The organism is Marivirga atlantica (assembly GCF_016734805.1).
GTDB lineage: Bacteria > Bacteroidota > Bacteroidia > Cytophagales > Cyclobacteriaceae > Marivirga > Marivirga atlantica.
Window position 1 is genome coordinate 1 of sequence record NZ_JAERQG010000001.1, and the last position, 19081, is coordinate 19081.

Below are 19081 nucleotides of genomic sequence, written 5' to 3' on the forward strand. Positions count from 1 at the left end.
ATTCGGGAGTGCAAAGGTAACCCCTTTTTTATCCCCCGCAATAACTATTTGCAAAGTTTTTAATGATTTTTTCTAGCAATATTAACTATACCCTAGTAATCAAGAAGTTATATAGTCGGGTTATTTTTTCTTTTTGTAAATAGGCACGGTGCTGCATGGTTCACCATACATAATTGACGAAGCTACCGGCACTAAATGGTTTGTGATTTCAGCAAAAGCAAACTCAGGATGTTTAAGATCTGAGCAACCTTTGATTACCAATTTTCCATTTTCATACTGTGAGACATCGATATTGGCTATATTAAATCTAATAATTTCCTTTTCTAACTCAACATCATCTCCATAAATGGCCAATTTTACAATGCCTGATAGTTTGGATAAGACTAGCATGTAAGCCCAATTTGGAATTATGGCATCTGCCGAGCAAAAAACATTGACATAAGCATCCTTATACTCATCCCAGTTGGTTGACTTTATGTATTGACGGAAATCTTTTTCGCGAAGTATCAACCCTTGAAAAAGTTGATCGGACAAATCGATTGATTTGCGGGCAGTTTGCTTATCTATCATCTCCTCTAAATCAATTGTGACTAAAGGACTTTTTGCTACTTTATTAATTATCTCACTCATCTCTTAACTTCTCAAATTAACAAACGGCTTTTTCTTCGACTTAGGTGAAAAAAATTCTTTCCCATAATTTGGTTCAAAGTAGGCTAAGCTTTCAAACTCCTGTCTTTGAAATTTATTAAAAGCCAAATCACCCATAAATTTAGCCTTAGGGGTAACGCCCTCAATTATTTTTAAGTTTCGTTTATCTTGATATAGTTCTGCTGCCTTTTCAGCTCCATTACCAAATAGGATAATCTCATCATTCTCGGAAAGAAGTTTATCAAAAGTGTCTTCTTCCAGAATGAGGTTCCCCAACTTCTGAACTTCGGTTAAATCTGGTTCTAGATATTTATAGAACACTTCCATTCTTCTAGCATCTATCATTGGAACGAGGAGTTGACTCCTTCCTTCTAGTATGAACTTACTAACTTGTAAGGCCATTGCATCCAAAGAAGAAACACCTATTAAAGGAACATCAAGTGCAAAACAAAGCCCCTTTGCAGTACTCATCCCTATTCTTAAACCTGTATATGAGCCAGGACCATTAGACACGGCAACAGCTGAAATATCTTCCATTTGATAATCACCATGTAATAGTACCTGTTCAATAAGTTGAGTTAAAGAACCAGAATGACTTTTCTCCAGATATAAATCTGCCTCTGCTTTAATGATGCCATCCTCATGCAAGGCAACTGAACATATGTAAGTTGAAGTATCTATGCTTAGTACTAAGCTCATATCAATTCAAAAATCTTTTTAACCATTACAATTAAAACAAAGCCTGCAAATAAATAGCTTATTGTTGATGATGGTATTTTACGACTAAGCTTTACACCATAAGAGGCACTTATTAAGGTTCCTATAATAATCGGAACTGAGATACCAAAAACTAAGTAGCCAGCGCTAACCTGATCAACATCTGTTTCCGGGGTTTGAAATGCATTATAAATTACCATGCATAATGAAGTAATTACGATAACCCCTAGCGATATAGCTTTAGCTTTTCTTATATCGAATTTTAAAACCTGATTAAGAAAAGGAATAATCACAATTCCACCACCAAGCCCTGATAATGCAGCCACTGTTCCAGAAAAAGTACCAGTTAATGTGAATACTCTTTTAGTTTTAGTTGTTTGTTCCACAAAACTACTTTGTCGTTTAGCATTTCTGAGTGTTGTAAATAGCATCACTAACATCAGAATAATAATAACTACATTAAATTCATCTTGTGCGTAGAATGATGTATTAACAACAAACTTTAACGTAAGCAGACCAGTAACTATCCCTGCTGAACTTATTATAAGAATTGCCTTATAATAAAATTCTTTGTTACGGATGTGGTTAAAGGTTGCAAAAGAGGCGGCAAAAAAGGTCCCCATTAACGAATTAGCAATTGTGAATTGAGCAATTTCCTGTTCTGGAATCCCAATATAGCTGAAAGCCATTGGCAGAAATAGCACATAGATTAAACCACCGCCAACTCCTAGAAGTCCTGAGATTAAACCTCCTAATACACCTGCCAGCAATAAGAGTAGATAAAACTCCATTATTTAGAAACTAATAAAGACTCATAAAAACCAGAATCATCAAGCACTCTAATAGCTTCATTAACTTCTTCATCTGTTTCAAATGATGATTGAATCATTCCTTGTCTTTTATGATACCTTGCCATTATTTCCTCCTTGAGTGCCTGGCGAATTTCATCTTGAAAAGCTTCAATGTCCTTTGCCTTATGTGCTTCTATTTCGGACTTTACAGAAGTAATCTCCTCTTCTAAGAAGTTGTAATATTTATCATTTTTCGCTTCCTCAATCAATTCTGCAATTGCTCTCTCGGTATCGGATTCATAATTGTAGTTTTTGCCTTCGAGCCAATTCTTAAATTCATTAAATAGCTTGTCATCAACTTCAAAAGTTTTTGGGTCGGGAACTTCCTGCTGATGGCTATAATAATATTCAGTTGCAAAATTAAAAATGAAGCCATTTTTAATCAGCTGAATAGTGATAGGTGCATAGTTAAAACCCTGAACTTCTACATCTGGAGAAACACCTCCACCATCATACACTAGCCTGCCCGCAGCAGTTTGAAATTCACTTTTTAGTGAGTCTGGTATTTTACCCACGCTACCATCTTCATTTCTGTGGCTGTAATCTATTGCCTGAATACATCTTCCGCTTGGAATGTAATATTTAGCAGTGGTAAGTTTTAGCTGGCTGTTATAACTCAGTGGTCTGGTTGCCTGAACAAGACCTTTACCAAAACTTTTTTGACCAATCAACACACCCCTATCATAATCCTGCATTACCCCTGCAACAATCTCAGAAGCTGAGGCACTTCCGTTGCTGATTAATACAGCTAGCGGAATGTGAATATCAACCGGATTTTTATTTGCGGTATACGTCTTGTTCCACTCCTCAATTTTACCTTTCGTACTTACAACCTCTTTCCCTTTAGGAATAAAAATATTCGAAACCTCAATAGCCTCATTCAAAAGCCCTCCAGGATTTCCTCTTAGATCAAGAATGATTTTTTTTGCTCCTTCTTCTTTTAAAGAAATTAATGCCGAACGTATCTCCGCTCCTGCTCCGTTTGAAAATTCAGTTAAACGGATGTAACCTACATCTTCACTCACCATACCTGAATAAGGTACACTCTCAATATTTATTCTATCTCGCTTTATGGTGAAGGATAAATCCTTTTTCTCACCTGTCCTTTTTATGGTGACGGAAAGAGCAGTACCTATCTGACCTTTTAAGAGCGTATTAACCTCATCTGTATCTAGGTCAGTGGTTTCCTTATTGTTGATTTCTAAAATTTCATCACCAATTTTTATACCCGCCTCTTCAGCAGGTGAGCCTTCAAAGGTCATTAAAACAACCGTTTTGCCATCGAACCTACCTACAGCTGTACCTATGCCCCCATATTGACCAGTCGACATAATTCGGTAATCTTCAATACGATCCTCAGGAATGTAGTTGGTGTAAGGATCAAGAGAATTAAGCATGGCATCTATTCCTATACCTAACAATTCGGAGGGATTGATTTCATCTACATAAAAAGTATTTAACTCCTTATACAGTGTAGTGAAAATATCTAGGTTTTTTATTATTTCGAAGTATCTGTCAGATAGCTTGGCTCGGAAAGAGAAAAGTGCGAAGACAGTTACAATCAAGAGACCAATACCAATTTTTCTCTGCAATTTCATCAAGTGTATTTCTTTTTATTTAGCCCTTCAGAAGGTTAACGCAAGAAGGACGAATCAATTATCAAGGTTTTGCTTCAAACGACCAAGCGTAGCAATTAGTTTTTTGCTAATTACCGACTGAGGCAAAATTTTATCAGCAGTGTAAATATAAGCAATGTGAAATGTTTTGTTAACTTCCTCGGGAGATATGATTGCTTTATTTAGGCGATAGGCCTCTCGAACTCTTCGTTTGACAGAGTTTCGGTCAACAGCTCTTTTAAATTTCCTTTTAGGAACGGAAATTAAAATTTTGTGCTTGCTAACAGAATCTGAGCTGTTTGACTGTACTGCCCATATAACTTTGAATGGGTACAAATAAAAAGAGGAGCCCTCGGAAAAGAGCTCCTGAATGAGTTTTTTACTCTTAAGACGTTCTTCTTTTTTAAAAGAAAAAGGGTGTTTGCTTAAGTTGTCTGAACTAGCTGCAGACATCTAATCAAAGACCGAAGCCTTATTTTCTATGCTTTCCTTTTTCGTCAGAAACAGTAAGCTTGTGACGACCTTTAGCCCTTCTTCTTGCTAAAACTGATCTGCCATTAACTGACTCCATTCTTGCTCTGAAGCCATGCTTATTTTTTCTCTTTCTCTGCGAAGGCTGAAATGTACGTTTCATATCTTTCTTATTTATTAAATGCTTTATGAATCCTTAAAAGCCATTATGCCCTTTAGAGGCATTTATTCGGCCTAAAATCGGAACTCATAAAATTTAAAATTTCAATTTATTCCGTTTCCTTAAAGCTTCTGACTTTTCTTTAAGGGCTGCAAATTTAATTAGTTTAATCAGAATTGCCAAATGTTAATTAAAATGTTTGCCAATAAATTATTCTACTCTCTTTCAGCTAATTAACTCATGAGTAGTTAACTTGCCTGTTCTGATTAAACTTTTTGTATTACAAAGTGTAAATATAAGGCTTAAAACTTAATATTTTTAAATGACTACCAAATACTACTTTAGCCAGAAATATCCACATAGTGAATTTTTACAGGTTCGTTCTCACTTTAACCTTAGCTCACAGGCAGACGAAACGCTAGTATTTCTTCCTGCATGGCGACCTGGCAGATATCAATTAGGTAATTTCTCTAAATACGTTCGCTCTCTTACAGCACACGATAATGATGGCAGACAGATTAAGTCTACTAAAGTAAGCAAGGACAGCTGGGCTATAGAAACCAAAGGATTAGAACAGTTTGAGGTGCGATATGAATTTTATATACATATTATAGATGGCGGAAGCACTTTTGTAGATGAGGATATTTGGTATTTAAACTTCATAAACTGCACTCTATATACGCATGAGAGCATAAATGATAAGTGTGAAGTACATCTAACAATACCAGATAACTGGACTATAGCAAGTAGCTTAAAGAAAACAGGCAAGGTACTAGAAGCTAAAAATTTCTATGAGTTAGTCGATAGCCCTGTAATTGCAGCAAAATCACTTCAACATCTCAAGTATTCTATTGACAATACCAATTTTCATCTTTGGTTCCATGGCAATGTTGACTTAACAAATAATAGCAATCAGATAGTAAAAGACTTTAAGAAATTTACCCATGAACAATTAGAAATGATGGAGGAAATGGAAACCGAAGATTACCACTTCCTTTTTCAAATATTACCACATAAAGCCTATCATGGTGTTGAACATTTGAGTAGTACTTCAATCATATTAGGGCCTGACAATGAATTCGAAACTCAAGATTTGTATGACAATTTCTTAGGTATTAGTTCGCACGAATTATTCCACTACTGGAACATCATTCGGATTAGGCCTAAAGAGATGTTTCCTTATAATTTTCAAACTGAGAATTACTTTACCACTGGTTATATAGCTGAAGGTGTAACCACTTACTATGGTGATCTTTTTTTAGTCCGTAGTAAGGTTAAAAGTGTAAAATGGTATTTAGATGAGCTTAATAAACTACTGAAAAGGCACTTCGAGAACTACGGTAGATTCAACAGCTCAGTAGCAGAGTCATCTCAAGATTTATGGGTTGATGGATATGAAGCAGGCACTCCACACAGAAAAGTATCCATCTATGTAAAAGGAGCAATAATAGCCCTCCTATTGGATTTAAAAATAATGTTAGCAACTAATGGCGATAAGTGCCTTGAAGATGTTATAAAAGGATTATGGAAGAATTACTACAAGAAAGGATTAGGCTACAGCCCAGAAGATTATTTGACAATGGCTGAAGAAGTTATAAGACATTCTTTAGACACCTACGCAGATAAGTATATTTATGGTACTGAACCTATAGAAAACGAGTTAAAAGAGCTTATTAACCATTTTGGTTTTGACCTTATCCCTACACCCAATGAAAACATATTAAACAGAAAGCTTGGTATAAAATACAACCTGGAAAACGATAGAATTAAAATAATCTCTTATGCTCCTGATAGCCCCGCAGAAAAGAATTTAAGGATTGGAGATGAAATTATTAGTATAGATGGCCATGCTGTTTCCAATGGAATAGATTCATGCTTGAATATCGAAAACGGTTTAAATTTAACCTTATGGCGTAAATCAAGACTAAAACAGATCGTTATTGAGAAAAAAGAAATCTTAGAGAAGAATAATTTTTACGGCTCTTTGGAGATTAAGGAGAGAAAAGAAAGATCTAAAAATGAAAATAGCTTAAGGAAAAAATGGTTGAAAAACTAAATAGCTTATAAAAAGTGAAAGGCAGCTCCCCAGCTGCCTTTCTATTTCAACCAAAACCTTACAAAGTCATTGACTTATATAAGATATTGTAAACATAATAGATTTTTTAAGATGTTGCAACAGTTATTCTACAAATAACTCACAATAAGGTATATATAGTCGTTCTTTAAAGGTTAATAGAAAGTATTTCATCAAATAGTATGAACAGTCAATAAAAAAATAGCCTTGATCATATAATACAACCAAGGCTAAATGAACGGAGTTTATTAACCTAATTAAATTTCAATACTCTTTTTCTCTAATACTGCATCTGCTATAGAACGTCTGATTTCTTTCAGGTTAGCAGGCTCAATTTTAGTAAAGCGCTTAAGCCCTAATAACATCATGCGTTGCTCATCTCCTTCCGCAAATGCATAGATCGCTTCTTTACCTGCCTTATTAGCTACTTCAGCAGCTCTGTGCATGTAAAGCTTCGTCATATTAATTTGTTGCTCGCATGCAGCTTCTCCCTTTTGAGAAACTAACTTTTCAGTTCTCAACATAGCAGATTCTGCAGCATAAACTTCAATTAACATGTCAGCAAGATTCATTAAGATTTCCTGCTCGTTTGATAGTTTCTGCATGTATTTTTGTACGGCAGCTCCAGAAATCATTAAACCTGCTTTCTTAAGATTAGCAATTAATTTCTTCTCTTTAACAAATAGACCGTCTTCTTCTTGCGCACCAAAATCAGGGATTGATGTCAACTCCTTCTGTACATTCATAGCAGGAGTCATAAGGTCTAACTTACCTTTCATGGCTCTCTTTAATAGCATGTCAATCGTTAACATTCTATTAATTTCGTTAGTACCTTCAAATATTCTATTGATACGTGCATCTCTGTACGCTCTGTCCATAGGAGCATCAGCAGAGAAACCCATACCACCGTAAGTTTGAACACCTTCGTCTACTACGTAATCCAATACTTCAGAACCATGAACTTTCATGATAGCACATTCAATAGCAAACTCTTCAACTGATTTAAGTTTTGCTTCTGCCTCAGGCATACCATCAGCCACCATTGCTGCATATGCATCATCAATATTTTGACCTGCTCTGTAGGCCGCAGATTCTGAAACGAAAGTTCTCGTTGCCATTTCAGCTAGCTTATGTTTAATAGCTCCGAAATTACCTATTGAGGTTCCAAACTGCTTTCTTTCAGTGGCATATTGAGCAGCATTGGCAATTACACCTTTACAAGCACCTATTGTAGAAGCGGCTAACTTAATTCTACCAATATTCAAGATATTAACAGCTATTTTAAAGCCATTTTCTCTTTCTGACAACATGTTCTCAACCGGAACCTTTGTATCATTAAAGAATACTTGACGAGTTGAAGAGCCCTTAATACCCATCTTAGCTTCTTCTTCATTCATCGTTACACCACCATGCTCTTTTTCTACGATGAATGCCGTAAGATTCTTATCATCATCAATTTTTGCAAAAACGATAAATACATCGGCAAACCCACCATTGGTGATCCACATTTTCTGACCGTTGATCAAGTAATGCTTACCATCGTCAGTCAATTTGGCTTTTGTTTTACCGCTGTTTGCATCTGATCCTGAATCAGGTTCAGTTAAGCAATAAGAAGCTTTCCACTCACCAGTAGCTAATTTTGGTAAATATTTTTGTTTCTGCTCATCATTACCGTAATAAAGAATAGGCAAGGTACCGATACCAGTGTGTGCCGATAATGCCACTGCAAATGAATGCCCTGCACCAATAACCTCGGCTACTAACATTGAGGTATTGAAATCCATACCAAAGCCACCGTATTGTTCTGGTACTGAAGTACCTAAAAGACCTAGCTCACCAGACTTATCCATCAGAGATGGCATTAAATCAGGATTACCTTTAACATCATCTATTTCATCTAATCTTGGATAAACTTCTTGCTCTAAGAAGTCTTTACAAGTTTGAGCAATCATTTTTTGCTCCTCAGTCCACTCTTCAGGAGTGAAAACGTCTTGTGCATTTGTTTCTTTAATAAGAAACTCACCACCCATAGTGGCTAATTTTTTATCTGTTGCTGTTGACATAATATTATATTTTAGTAGTTAGTATCTAGTACCTAGATTTTAGTATTTAAAAATTTATCTCATACTGTTTTTCAACCCAAGAATCATTCTTTGCACTTCTTGAATTGATGCATTAACACGGTCAAATTCGGTTTTATCTACCATCTCAAGGTCGAAAAGTAGAATTACCTGAGTCTCTAATTCAAATGCTGATCCCAACGTGATATCTAAAAATCTGTTGAAATCTTTTTTCGTTTCTCTTCCTGCTCCTTCTGCAATATTTGAAGGAATAGAAATTACGCAGCGTTTAATTTGAGCGACCAATCCGTATTTTTCATCGGAATTAAGCTGTTTCAAAAAATCATATACCTCTTTTACTAGCGCTCTTGATTTTTGCCAAACCTTTAATTCCTTATAATTATGCATCGTCCTTAGAAAAACAGTGGCTAGTAACAAATACTAAATACCTGATACTAGCTACTTTATTCTGTATTTAAACCATTTCATAGATTCCGGCAATACCCTGGCCACCACCAATACAGGCTGTTACCATTCCGTATTTACCATTTGTACGTTTGAGCTCATTAAGAACTTGAACTGAAAGTTTAGCACCTGAACATCCTAATGGGTGTCCTAAAGCGATAGCTCCACCATTTACGTTAAGTTTGCTTGGGTCTAAATCAAGTTCACGAATAACAGCTAATGATTGAGCTGCAAATGCTTCATTTAGTTCTATTAAGTCAATGTCATTTTGCTTAAGACCAGCATTCTTCAATGCTTTCGGCACTGCTTCTACAGGTCCAATTCCCATTATTCTTGGTTCTACACCTGCTACACCGAAGCCTACCATTCTTGCAATAGGTTTTACGTTAAGCTCTTTTACCATTTTCTCAGACATTACCATCACGAAAGAGGCTCCATCGTTAGTTGGTGAAGAGTTACCAGCTGTTACTGATCCACCTTGTGCAAATACAGGACGCAGTTTACCTAGTACTTCAGTACTGGTTCCGGCTCTCGGCCCCTCATCTTTTGCTACAGTATAAGTTCTGGATTTTTTCTTACCATCCTCAACGTAGGTTTCTGTTACATCTATTGGAACAATTTCATCGTCAAATTTGCCTTCCTCTTGTGCTTTAAGAGCTTTCATGTGCGATTGGTAAGCAAACTCATCCTGATCTTCTCTGGAAATTTTCCACTGCTGAGCAATTTGTTCAGCTGTAAGTCCCATAGAGGTATAATAATCAGGTGTTTCAGTAGCTATTTTATAATTCAATGCTGTTTTATAACCCATAATAGGCACTAATGACATAGACTCTGTACCACCAGCTATGATGATATCAGCAAATCCAGCCTGAATTTTAGAAGCTGCCATGTTGATAGCTTCTAAGCCTGAACCACAGTATCTGTTTATTACAAGACCAGGCACTTCTTTACCTAATGCCAGTAAAGAAATCATTCTACCCATTTGCATACCCTGCTCAGCTTCCTGAACAGCATTACCTACAATCAGGTCATCAACCATTTTATTTTCAACTCCCTCTACTTGAGAGACCAAATGCTTTATTACGTCAGAGGCCAAATCATCAGGTCGATAGAATCGGAAACCTCCTTTTTTAGCTCTAGTAACTGCAGATCTGTAACCTGCTACTATATATGCTGCTTCCATAATTTTATTTTTTTAATGAGCATCTTTCAAGATGCATTCATTGTTAATTCTTAATTGCTAAATCTTAATTTCTTAGTGGTTTACCACCTTGTAATACTGACTGAATTCTTTCCAGAGTTTTCTTCTCAGCTAAAAGTGATAAAAATGCTTCTCTTTCTAAATCCAGTAAATACTGTTCCGAAACTTCCTGAGGATAAGACAAGTCTCCACCACACATTACGTATGCTAATTTCTCAGCGATTTTCTTATCGTGATCTGAGATGTAATTACCCATTCTCATTCCGTTAACTCCAGCCATGAAAAGTGCAATACCTGTTTTACCCTGAACCTTAATGTCTTCTCTTTGCTTAGGCATTGTATATCCTTCAGCATGAAGTCTTAAAGCAGCGGCTTTAGCATCAGCAATTTGTCTTTCTCTATTGATACTGATATCGTCTGAAGGTCTGAGAATATTCATATCTCTTGCTTCTTCAGCGGAAGTAGCAACTTTTGCCATTGCGATGTTCATAAATGCATTTTGTAGTGCATTTAATTCTACATCACCTGATTCTAAGCTGTCTGCTACTCTTAAGGCAAACTCTTTAGTTCCACCACCACCAGGGATAACGCCAACACCTACTTCAACTAAACCGATATAAGTTTCGGCAGAAGCCTGTACGTGGTCAGCATGCATAGTAAGCTCACAACCACCACCCAGTGACATATTATGTGGTGCTACTACAACAGGAACTGCTGAATATCTGGCACGCATCATGGTATTTTGGAATGAGCGAATCATGAAATCCAGTTCGTCATATTCCTGCTCGATGGCATACATAAATACCATACCTAGGTTAGCACCTAATGAGAAGTTTGATCCTTCATTAGCGATTACAACGCCTTTGTACTTTTCTTCACCAAGTGAAATACCTTTATTGATGGCTTCAATTACACCGCCACCTAAAGTGTTAGACTTCGACTGGAATTCAACGCAAATCACTTCATCACCAAGATCGATGATGTTAGCTTCCGCATTACTCCAAATAGTTTTACCACTTTGCTTAAGATTTTCTAAGCTGATATATTCTTCTTCTCCTGGAATAGCTTTATATGATTTGTTATCGATATCATAATAATGCTTAATTCCTTTTTCTACTTTGTAGAATGATTTTGCACCAGACTCCAACATGTCATAAACCCATTGATTCGGCTTATAACCCATCTCCTCCATTTTCTTAACAGTTTTCTCAACGCCAACGGTATCCCATGTTTCGAAAGGTCCAACTTCCCATCCGAAACCGGTGCAGATAGCCTGATCAATTCTGAAAAGCTCGTCTGAAATTTCAGGAATTCTGTTCGTTACATATTTAAATAAACCAAAGAATGAATCTCTGTAGAATTCGCCTGCTTCATCTTTACCATTTAAAAGTACAGGAAATCTCTCTTTTAAATTTGAGATTTGCTTAGTCTGTTCTAAAGTGGCAAAGGTTGCTTTTTGCTTTGGCTCATATTCTAAAGTATCAAGGTTTAACGTAAGAATTTCTGTCTTGCCATCCTTCTTAGTTTTTTTGTAAAAACCTTGACCAGTTTTATCACCTAACCACTTATTTTCTTCCAGTTTGTTAATAACATCTGGAAGTTTGAAAGTATCTCTACTCTCATCATTAGGTAAGTTTTCATAAAGACCATTAGCCACTTTTATTAAAGTATCAAGCCCAACCACATCAGAAGTTCTGAATGTTGCTGACTTTGGTCTACCAATTACAGGCCCAGTAAGCTTATCTACCTGATCGATATTTAAGCCCATTTTCTGCATGGTTTCAACCACCTTTAGGATTGCGTAGATCCCAACTCTATTAGCAATAAAAGCAGGAGTATCTTTACATAAAACAGTTGTTTTACCTAAAAATAAATCACCATAATGCATACAGAAATCAACAATTGATTGATCTGTTTTTTTCGTTGGGATGATTTCTAAAAGCTTTAAATAACGCGGTGGGTTAAAAAAGTGAGTTCCTAGGAAATGCTTCTGGAAATCTTCACTTCTACCTTCAAGCATCATATTTATAGGAATACCCGAAGTATTGGAAGAAATAATGGTACCTGGTGTTCTATGTTTTTCAACATTTTCGAAAACCTGCTTTTTGATATCTAATCTTTCAACTACAGCTTCGATTACCCAGTCGCAATCCTTGATATCCTTCATGTTATCATCGAAGTTGCCTAAGGTAATTCTCTTGGCAAAGTCTTTATGATAAAGTGCTGCAGGTTTACTTTTCTTTGCAGCTTCAAAAGCTTCATTCACTATCTTATTTCTAAGAACAGGCGATTCAAGCGTTAAACCTTTTTTCTTTTCCTCTTCTGTAACCTCTCTTGGCACAATGTCAAGCAAAAGCACCTCAACGCCAATATTGGCAAAATGACAGGCAATTCGGGAACCCATGATTCCAGAACCTAGCACTGCTACTTTTCTGATGACTCGTTTCATGTGTATGTTTTGTTTTTAGTGGTCCAAAAAAATGCTCAGTTTAAGTTTTCTGATTGTAGTAAATCGATTGCACTAAATGAGCGTTTCTGTTTTAATTATTTGTTATCTTATAATTTATCAGGGGCCGTTTCTTTAGCCTGATAAATAGTATCTTCTTCAATTATTTGATTTATGGTATTAATGGTTTCGTAAAAAGCAGTCAGCTTCTCTTTATCAAGCCTCTTAAAAACCTCTTCATTAAAAGCCTTCACAGTTTCTCTTGAAATAGCTTTTTTCTCTATTCCTAAATCCGTTAGGAAGATTCTCACGGAACGCTTGTCTTCCGGATCAGGCTTTTTATAAATCAAGCCTTTATCCTCCATACTTTTAAGCATACGCGTTAAACTCCTGCTTTCAAGCCCCATTAAAGGAGCAATTTTAGTAGCTGGCGTTCCTTCATTCGTATTGATGTTAAGCAACACAAAACCAATAGAAGTCGTTATACCATATTGAATAGCCTGCTGGTTATACATACGTGAAATCGCATGCCAGGCCGCCTTTATATTATAATCTATTGCTTCCTCTCGTTTCATTGATTCAAATATAATAAAAATAGTATGCATGCATACTATTTTTATTGATTTTTTTCAGAATTTTTTGATAGAATAAAGAGACGGTTCAATGGTAAAGATTTGTATTTCCCCTAAAGACCGGTATTTTATTTGTAAATCAATTAAGGATATATTTTGTTATGTAAATAGATAATTTATAAAACTGAAGCAGAATTTATGATCTATTCATTAGTACAAATACCACAAGGGGTACCTAACCCTGCAGATAGTGAGCCTCTTTTAATTAACTCAACCTTTGACATTATTCTCTACATAGTGCTTCCTATTTTAATCTTAATAGGGTATTTCTTATGGAGAAAGCGTCAGAAAAAGAGAAATGAAGATAAGAACTAAGTATTAGTAATTATTAGACATAAAAAAAGGAGACTTATAAATAAGTCTCCTTTTCAATTCATTTGTTATTTGATTAACCTCCGAAGTCATCAAATCTAATGTTCTCAGGTGGAACGCCTAATTCATCTAGCATTTTAAGCACAGCTGAATTCATCAATGGAGGTCCACATAAGTAATATTCAATTTCTTCCGGCTCCTTCTTATTCTTTAAGTAATTGTCGTAAAGTGCCTGGTGAATGAAACCTAAGTAACCATCACCTTCTTTATCATCTAAATCCTTTTTCACTTTCCAATTATCTTCTTCTAAAGGTTCAGAAAGTGCGATATTAAACTGGAAATTAGGATTCTTCTCTTCAATATCTCTAAAGTGATCTACATAGAAAAGCTCTCTTTTAGACCTACCACCATACCAGTAAGATACTTTTCTATCAGTACCCTGAGTGTGAAATAAGTGGAAAATATGAGAACGTAATGGAGCCATTCCAGCACCACCACCAATATAAATCATTTCAGCATCTGATTCATTAATATGGAACTCACCATAAGGACCAGAAATAGTAACCTTATCACCTGGTTTTCTAGTAAACACATAAGAAGAACAGATTCCTGGGTTAACATCCATCCATTTGTTGTTTGCTCTATCCCATGGTGGAGTAGCAATACGGATATTCAACATGATGATGTTACCTTCTGCAGGGTGGTTAGCCATAGAGTAAGCTCTAAATATTGGCTCATCATTTTTCATCACTAAATCCCAAAGGCCAAATTTATCCCAGTCTTCCTGGAAGATATCATCTTTATGTCCTAAATCAGGATGAGGAGTGATGTCCATATCTTTGAATTCACAAGTAATAGCTGGTACATCAACCTGAATGTAACCACCAGACTCGAAATCAAGATTTTCACCTTCAGGTAACTGTACTACAAACTCTTTAATAAAAGTAGATACGTTATAGTTAGATTTAACAGTACACTCCCACTTCTTAATACCGAATATCTCTTCCGGTACTCGAATGTGCATATCCTGTTTTACTTTTACCTGACATGAAAGTCTTACATTGTCTTTCTTTTCAGCCCTACTTAAATGGCCTTCTTCGGTTGGTAATACTTCACCACCACCGTCTTCAACAACGCATTTACACATAGCGCAAGTACCACCTCCACCACAAGCTGATGGCAAGTAAACACTTTCACTTGACAGGGTTGAAAGCAAGGTAGAACCTGCTTTTGTTACGATAGGATTCTCCTCATCGCCATTTACATAAATATTAACCGGGCCTGTTTGCACTAATTTTGATTGGGCAAACAATAGTATAAATACCAAAATCAGGATTAATACTGTAAAGGCAAGGACTGAGGTTATGATTACTGATGTCATGAACTCCTTTTAGTTTTGTTCTTTCTATTCAATTAATTGAAGTGCAAATATATTAGATAATAGACAAAAGCGTAAGCACAGACTATTAATTTTTGCAAATCGGTACTGTAACAAGATGTTTCTTAAAAAAGTTAGCTCATTTACTAATTTATTTAAGCATGCTTTTCCATGTTCCCTTCATGCTATTATACTTTAGGGTAGATGGTAGCGCCTTCCAAAAATATTGATTCATTTCAACCGCAAAAGAGGGTTGCATATAACAATTAATAGTACAACCCTCACATTCCGGCATTCTACCTTCCAAAGAAATATGTTGTTGAACTGCGGCTGAATTATATAATTGAACCAAATTGTTATCAATGGGAAATTTCTTTTTACCAAGATGGTAGCACGGAACTACTAATTCGTTGAATGGTGAAATCACTATACTTGAACTAGCTGCTTTACATACCGGATCGGCAACTTTATTCCCTCCATTTCTTCTTAAATCAATAAAAGCTTCGTTCAAATAGATGTTTCTCATTTTTCCATAAGCCGAAAGCCTGTCTAAGTTATCTTCAGATAATGCTCCACCATCATCAATATCGTTATAACCAAATACCGGATTAATTATCAAGACTAGATTGTTGGGTAGACAAATTTGAAGATATATATCTTCAATTTGATCAATATTGCTATTCATCGCTGTAAAGATGATATCTGGTCGTTCACCTAACCGCTTAGCTATTTGGATAGATTCCATAACGAAATCATAGCAGGCCACTCCTCTACCTGTATCATGCTCCTCTTTGTCAAAACTATCAAGTGAAAAGTGGAGCATATCTACGTTACCTTTCAGCTGCTCCGCCTTTTTTGGATACAGCAAACAGTTAGTTGTTACCGTTGTCATGAAGCCGAGCGACTTCGCATAGGATAAATATTCTGGAAGTTCTTGATGCAGTAGCGGTTCACCGCCTGTAAAGTCAATTACTTTAACGCCTAAGGATTTTAGGCCCAAAAGATTTTGTTTCAGGTTATCAAACTTTACATAAGGACTTGGCTTTTCCCAAATATCACAGAAATAACAGCTAGCATTGCAGCGATAAGTGAGATAGTAATTACATAAAACCGGTTTTTTAATAAGCCGCATAATCAAAGCTACGCAGCAAAAAGGCAGTTAACAATGAGTGATGACAATTATTCTGAAAGGTGTTTAATTTTTAATATTTCAACCTGAGGAATTTTATTATCAGGAGACATCCCACATTGGAAAGCAGAATCAAGGTATTTAACCATTACCTGAACTGTAATATTCTTTTTTTGGAAGCTTTCAGGAAGCTCGACTGGACTAAAACTTTGGTCGTTAATTTCGAGCAACCAACCGCAACCATCGGCAGCTACCAAACCAGTGAATATTATCTCAGCTTCTACCATTTCAGAAGTACCATCATTCTCACATTGAAAAGCCATAGACAAACAAATAAATAAAAGGATGATAGAAAGTATTCTTTTCATAAGGTTATTTATAATTTAGGTTCACTAATTGAGACACAAACATTTGAAAAATGGTTGTAGAAGAGCTTCGAGACAAAATATTGACACCAGAAAATTTCACCGAAAAAGATGGAGTTCGATTAGCACGAAGCCTATATAAACAACCAGCATCTGTTGATTTGGTTATTGATGAATTTCTTTCCGAGGATTTAAGGCTTAGACAAAGGATTTCATGGGTATTGATGGCTTTTCCCTCGCTCGATCAATTTTGCCTTGCACCACATATTGAAAGATTAATCTCAATACTATTCAATACTAATGAGGATAGTCTTAAAAGAAATATTCTTAGACTACTTCAAATTCAACCTATTCCGAAAGCATATCACGGTAAGCTGATTGATTTTTGTTTCAAAATATTGGAGGATAAAAAGGAAGCCGTAGCTATTCAAGTTTTTGCAATGACTGTAGTTAGTAATTTAGCAAAACCTTACCCAGAACTACTTAACGAACTAGCGCTACTTTTAGAAGCCAATTATGAATACGGTACAGCGGGTTATAAATCCAGAGCACGAAAAATAATAAGTGAGATTAAATAAAAAAGGTGACCCAAAGTCACCTTATATAATATCATCTATGTTTACTGTTAACTCAGCATTTTGAGTAAAGTTGTTAGTTTACTCTTTAACTGTCTTCTGTCAACTATAAAATCCAGGAAACCATGGTCTTTAACAAACTCAGCACTTTGGAAGCCTTTAGGTAAATCTTTACCAATGGTTTCTCTAATAACCCTTGGACCTGCAAAACCGATGAGCGCACCTGGTTCCGCAATATTGAAATCGCCTAGCATGGCATAGGATGCCGTTACACCTCCTGTAGTTGGGTCAGTTAATAAAGAAATATAAGGTATTTTTGCTTCTGAAAGCTGCGCTAGCTTAGCGGATGTTTTAGCCATCTGCATTAAAGAGAAACCCGCTTCCATCATTCTGGCACCACCGGATTTAGAAATCATTAGAAATGGTACTTTCTTTTTGATGGAATAATCAATAGCTCTGGCAATTTTCTCACCAACTACTGAGCCCATTGAGCCGCCAATGAAAGAGAAATCCATACAGGCAATACAAATTGGTTGACCATTCATTTTACCATGAGCAGATCTCACAGCATCTTTAAGCTCTGTTTTTTCTTGCGTTTGCTTAATCCTGGCAGGATACGGTTTGCTATCCACAAAATCTAATGGATCACCAGAGGTCATATCTTTATCAAGCTCAGTGAACTTATTGTCATCAAAAAGAATTTCGAAATATTCCTTTGAGCCAATTCTTACATGATAATCATCTTCAGGACTTACATAGGCATTTTCCTTTAACTCCCGCATATGGATAATCTTTCCATTAGGCGTTTTATACCATAAGCCGTCAGGCGCTTCTTTCTTATTTTCAGTAGGTGTTAATATTCCTTTGTTTTGTCGCTTAAACCAAGCCATACACTAATTTTCGATTTGTGTGGCAACAAAGATAAACCAATTGGTTCTTAATTACCAATTGCATTTTACATAAAGGTAAATCATCATAATAGCACACATTGTAACAGCCTCTTGAAGCAGATGAACCAACTTAAAATATCGATAAGACTTACATCTGCATCGATTAGCAGAATCATTCCAGCAACCTCAGCGTTTCATGAATGAATAAATCAATATTTCATTATGAAGCATTATTTGGCTAAAGCACTCATATTCATTTTTACTTTACTTCTTATCATGTCATCATGCACGCCCACCACCAGAGTTTCTCAATCTCAACAGACCTGGAATGAGTATAAAGGAAAAGATGTAAAATCAGTAAAACGAAAAAACACCTGGAGAAAGAATTAAAGACTTCAAATTATACAATACCAACAAATTATAACCCACTTATTATTAGAAATTTAAAGTCAGTTTTGAAAAAAGAGAATTTCTTTTGACATTGGCGGAATGAACGTTCATTCCGCTACATTAAATAAGATTGACAAAAAGACTTTAATTCTAGAAACCACGCTTGAATGCATTTCTGAATATGGCTTTCACGGAACTCCTATATCAATGATTGCCGAAAAAGCTGGTGTGGGAGCGGGAACTATTTACCGATATTTCGACAATAAGGAAGTTCTAATCAATAGCCTCTTTCTTGAAATTAAAAGACGCGTAATGCATGCCATGTTGGAAGGTTATACAGAAACTGCCAGCTTTGAAGCGCGCTTCAAGCATCTTTGGATGAATCTCATCAACTATTTCATGAAGCATCCGCAAGAATTTCAATTCATTGAACAGCATAGATACGCTTCTTATATGAGCAAGCTTACAAGAGAGGAAAGCTTTATGATCATGTCTCCGGTTATGTTGTTTTTTATTGAAGCCAAAAGAGCCAAAGCAATGAAAGACATGCCGGTTTATACCATCATATCCATGACATATGGACCTATTACCTCACTAGCCAAACTTCAAATAGATCATAAACAAAAATTAAGTTCTGAGCGCATTGAACAAGCAGCAGATGCTTGTTGGGATGCTGTAAGAATGATATAAATCGAATAGCA

20 protein-coding genes are annotated in these 19081 nt (G+C 36.0%); 5 read left to right on the plus strand and 15 right to left on the minus strand.

Features of this window, described 5'->3' with window-relative positions; translation table 11 throughout:
- Nucleotides 1-120 precede the first annotated feature (120 nt).
- Genes JKP34_RS00005 through rpmH form a run of 6 tightly spaced genes read right to left on the minus strand, consistent with a single transcriptional unit; the run spans nucleotide 121 to nucleotide 4466 of the window.
- A complete protein-coding gene (locus JKP34_RS00005; RefSeq protein WP_201916408.1) occupies nucleotides 121-630 on the minus strand; it encodes a DUF2480 family protein in 510 nt (169 codons plus the stop codon).
- Between the two features lie 3 nt (nucleotides 631-633).
- A complete protein-coding gene (tsaB, locus tag JKP34_RS00010) occupies nucleotides 634-1347 on the minus strand; it encodes a tRNA (adenosine(37)-N6)-threonylcarbamoyltransferase complex dimerization subunit type 1 TsaB (protein WP_201916410.1) in 714 nt (237 codons plus the stop codon).
- A complete protein-coding gene (locus tag JKP34_RS00015) occupies nucleotides 1344-2156 on the minus strand; it encodes a sulfite exporter TauE/SafE family protein (RefSeq protein WP_201916412.1) in 813 nt (270 codons plus the stop codon). The genes tsaB and JKP34_RS00015 overlap by 4 nt, the downstream gene beginning before the upstream one ends.
- Nucleotides 2156-3814, minus strand: coding sequence for a S41 family peptidase (locus JKP34_RS00020; RefSeq protein ID WP_201916414.1), 1659 nt, complete (start codon nucleotides 3812-3814; stop codon nucleotides 2156-2158). Before JKP34_RS00020 ends, JKP34_RS00015 begins: the two co-directional genes overlap by 1 nt.
- 54 nt (nucleotides 3815-3868) lie before the next feature.
- Nucleotides 3869-4285, minus strand: a complete 417-nt coding sequence (locus JKP34_RS00025) for a ribonuclease P protein component (RefSeq protein ID WP_201916416.1) — start codon at nucleotides 4283-4285, stop codon at nucleotides 3869-3871.
- Nucleotides 4286-4304: 19 nt separating this feature from the next.
- Nucleotides 4305-4466: a 50S ribosomal protein L34 gene (gene rpmH, locus JKP34_RS00030; RefSeq protein WP_201916418.1), complete on the minus strand. Its 162-nt coding sequence runs from the start codon at nucleotides 4464-4466 to the stop codon at nucleotides 4305-4307.
- A gap of 319 nt (nucleotides 4467-4785) precedes the next feature.
- Here rpmH and JKP34_RS00035 point away from each other — a divergent pair, with 319 nt between their 5' ends.
- The gene (locus tag JKP34_RS00035) at nucleotides 4786-6519 is read left to right on the plus strand and encodes a M61 family metallopeptidase (RefSeq protein WP_201916420.1); all 1734 of its coding nucleotides are present in this window, start codon (nucleotides 4786-4788) and stop codon (nucleotides 6517-6519) included.
- A 275-nt stretch (nucleotides 6520-6794) separates the two neighbouring features.
- On the opposite strand, the gene JKP34_RS00040 is transcribed toward JKP34_RS00035, so the two are convergent.
- The 5 genes from JKP34_RS00040 to JKP34_RS00060 all read right to left on the minus strand — a co-directional run bounded on the left by JKP34_RS00040 (nucleotide 6795) and on the right by JKP34_RS00060 (nucleotide 13284).
- Nucleotides 6795-8600: an acyl-CoA dehydrogenase family protein gene (locus tag JKP34_RS00040; RefSeq protein ID WP_201916422.1), complete on the minus strand. Its 1806-nt coding sequence runs from the start codon at nucleotides 8598-8600 to the stop codon at nucleotides 6795-6797.
- A gap of 54 nt (nucleotides 8601-8654) precedes the next feature.
- The gene (locus JKP34_RS00045; RefSeq protein ID WP_201916424.1) at nucleotides 8655-9005 is read right to left on the minus strand and encodes a four helix bundle protein; all 351 of its coding nucleotides are present in this window, start codon (nucleotides 9003-9005) and stop codon (nucleotides 8655-8657) included.
- Between the two features lie 67 nt (nucleotides 9006-9072).
- The gene (locus JKP34_RS00050) at nucleotides 9073-10245 is read right to left on the minus strand and encodes an acetyl-CoA C-acyltransferase (RefSeq protein WP_201916426.1); all 1173 of its coding nucleotides are present in this window, start codon (nucleotides 10243-10245) and stop codon (nucleotides 9073-9075) included.
- Between the two features lie 64 nt (nucleotides 10246-10309).
- Entirely contained in the window at nucleotides 10310-12712 is a 2403-nt protein-coding gene (locus tag JKP34_RS00055; RefSeq protein WP_201916428.1) for a 3-hydroxyacyl-CoA dehydrogenase/enoyl-CoA hydratase family protein, read from the minus strand.
- Nucleotides 12713-12819: 107 nt separating this feature from the next.
- Nucleotides 12820-13284, minus strand: a complete 465-nt coding sequence (locus JKP34_RS00060) for a MarR family winged helix-turn-helix transcriptional regulator (protein ID WP_201919244.1) — start codon at nucleotides 13282-13284, stop codon at nucleotides 12820-12822.
- 195 nt (nucleotides 13285-13479) lie between these two features.
- Here JKP34_RS00060 and JKP34_RS00065 point away from each other — a divergent pair, with 195 nt between their 5' ends.
- Nucleotides 13480-13656 (plus strand): hypothetical protein, encoded by a 177-nt coding sequence (locus JKP34_RS00065; protein WP_201916430.1) that lies wholly within the window; start codon nucleotides 13480-13482, stop codon nucleotides 13654-13656.
- Between the two features lie 73 nt (nucleotides 13657-13729).
- Here JKP34_RS00065 and nqrF read toward each other — a convergent pair whose 3' ends face one another.
- The 3 genes from nqrF to JKP34_RS00080 all read right to left on the minus strand — a co-directional run bounded on the left by nqrF (nucleotide 13730) and on the right by JKP34_RS00080 (nucleotide 16528).
- Nucleotides 13730-15034 carry an NADH:ubiquinone reductase (Na(+)-transporting) subunit F gene (gene nqrF / locus JKP34_RS00070; RefSeq protein ID WP_201916432.1) on the minus strand — a complete coding sequence of 435 codons (1305 nt, stop codon included), beginning with the start codon at nucleotides 15032-15034 and terminating at the stop codon, nucleotides 13730-13732.
- Nucleotides 15035-15182: 148 nt separating this feature from the next.
- The gene (locus JKP34_RS00075; protein WP_201916434.1) at nucleotides 15183-16163 is read right to left on the minus strand and encodes a radical SAM protein; all 981 of its coding nucleotides are present in this window, start codon (nucleotides 16161-16163) and stop codon (nucleotides 15183-15185) included.
- A gap of 47 nt (nucleotides 16164-16210) precedes the next feature.
- A complete protein-coding gene (locus tag JKP34_RS00080) occupies nucleotides 16211-16528 on the minus strand; it encodes a hypothetical protein (RefSeq protein WP_201916436.1) in 318 nt (105 codons plus the stop codon).
- 50 nt (nucleotides 16529-16578) lie between these two features.
- Between JKP34_RS00080 and JKP34_RS00085 the strand changes: the two genes are divergently transcribed.
- Entirely contained in the window at nucleotides 16579-17103 is a 525-nt protein-coding gene (locus JKP34_RS00085) for a hypothetical protein (protein WP_201916438.1), read from the plus strand.
- Nucleotides 17104-17150: 47 nt separating this feature from the next.
- On the opposite strand, the gene accD is transcribed toward JKP34_RS00085, so the two are convergent.
- On the minus strand, nucleotides 17151-17990 hold the full coding sequence (gene accD, locus JKP34_RS00090; protein ID WP_201916440.1) for an acetyl-CoA carboxylase, carboxyltransferase subunit beta: 840 nt from the start codon (nucleotides 17988-17990) through the stop codon (nucleotides 17151-17153).
- Between the two features lie 222 nt (nucleotides 17991-18212).
- On the opposite strand from accD, the gene JKP34_RS00095 reads away from it, so the two are divergent.
- Both JKP34_RS00095 and JKP34_RS00100 read left to right on the plus strand, forming a co-directional pair.
- Nucleotides 18213-18380 (plus strand): hypothetical protein, encoded by a 168-nt coding sequence (locus JKP34_RS00095; protein ID WP_201916442.1) that lies wholly within the window; start codon nucleotides 18213-18215, stop codon nucleotides 18378-18380.
- 99 nt (nucleotides 18381-18479) lie between these two features.
- Nucleotides 18480-19070 carry a TetR/AcrR family transcriptional regulator gene (locus JKP34_RS00100; RefSeq protein ID WP_201916444.1) on the plus strand — a complete coding sequence of 197 codons (591 nt, stop codon included), beginning with the start codon at nucleotides 18480-18482 and terminating at the stop codon, nucleotides 19068-19070.
- Nucleotides 19071-19081 lie beyond the last annotated feature (11 nt).

Coding starts and splice junctions, on each gene's coding strand:
- rpmH (WP_201916418.1), bottom strand. CDS start 4,466: ATGAAACGTACATTTCAGCCTTCGCAGAGAAAGAGAAAAAATAAGCAT.
- tsaB (WP_201916410.1), bottom strand. CDS start 1,347: ATGAGCTTAGTACTAAGCATAGATACTTCAACTTACATATGTTCAGTT.
- JKP34_RS00020 (WP_201916414.1), bottom strand. CDS start 3,814: ATGAAATTGCAGAGAAAAATTGGTATTGGTCTCTTGATTGTAACTGTC.
- JKP34_RS00100 (WP_201916444.1), top strand. CDS start 18,480: ATGAACGTTCATTCCGCTACATTAAATAAGATTGACAAAAAGACTTTA.
- JKP34_RS00060 (WP_201919244.1), bottom strand. CDS start 13,284: ATGAAACGAGAGGAAGCAATAGATTATAATATAAAGGCGGCCTGGCAT.
- JKP34_RS00085 (WP_201916438.1), top strand. CDS start 16,579: ATGGTTGTAGAAGAGCTTCGAGACAAAATATTGACACCAGAAAATTTC.
- JKP34_RS00065 (WP_201916430.1), top strand. CDS start 13,480: ATGATCTATTCATTAGTACAAATACCACAAGGGGTACCTAACCCTGCA.
- JKP34_RS00040 (WP_201916422.1), bottom strand. CDS start 8,600: ATGTCAACAGCAACAGATAAAAAATTAGCCACTATGGGTGGTGAGTTT.
- JKP34_RS00045 (WP_201916424.1), bottom strand. CDS start 9,005: ATGCATAATTATAAGGAATTAAAGGTTTGGCAAAAATCAAGAGCGCTA.
- accD (WP_201916440.1), bottom strand. CDS start 17,990: ATGGCTTGGTTTAAGCGACAAAACAAAGGAATATTAACACCTACTGAA.
- JKP34_RS00035 (WP_201916420.1), top strand. CDS start 4,786: ATGACTACCAAATACTACTTTAGCCAGAAATATCCACATAGTGAATTT.
- JKP34_RS00005 (WP_201916408.1), bottom strand. CDS start 630: ATGAGTGAGATAATTAATAAAGTAGCAAAAAGTCCTTTAGTCACAATT.
- nqrF (WP_201916432.1), bottom strand. CDS start 15,034: ATGACATCAGTAATCATAACCTCAGTCCTTGCCTTTACAGTATTAATC.
- JKP34_RS00050 (WP_201916426.1), bottom strand. CDS start 10,245: ATGGAAGCAGCATATATAGTAGCAGGTTACAGATCTGCAGTTACTAGA.
- JKP34_RS00075 (WP_201916434.1), bottom strand. CDS start 16,163: ATGCGGCTTATTAAAAAACCGGTTTTATGTAATTACTATCTCACTTAT.
- JKP34_RS00015 (WP_201916412.1), bottom strand. CDS start 2,156: ATGGAGTTTTATCTACTCTTATTGCTGGCAGGTGTATTAGGAGGTTTA.
- JKP34_RS00025 (WP_201916416.1), bottom strand. CDS start 4,285: ATGTCTGCAGCTAGTTCAGACAACTTAAGCAAACACCCTTTTTCTTTT.
- JKP34_RS00095 (WP_201916442.1), top strand. CDS start 18,213: ATGAAGCATTATTTGGCTAAAGCACTCATATTCATTTTTACTTTACTT.
- JKP34_RS00055 (WP_201916428.1), bottom strand. CDS start 12,712: ATGAAACGAGTCATCAGAAAAGTAGCAGTGCTAGGTTCTGGAATCATG.
- JKP34_RS00080 (WP_201916436.1), bottom strand. CDS start 16,528: ATGAAAAGAATACTTTCTATCATCCTTTTATTTATTTGTTTGTCTATG.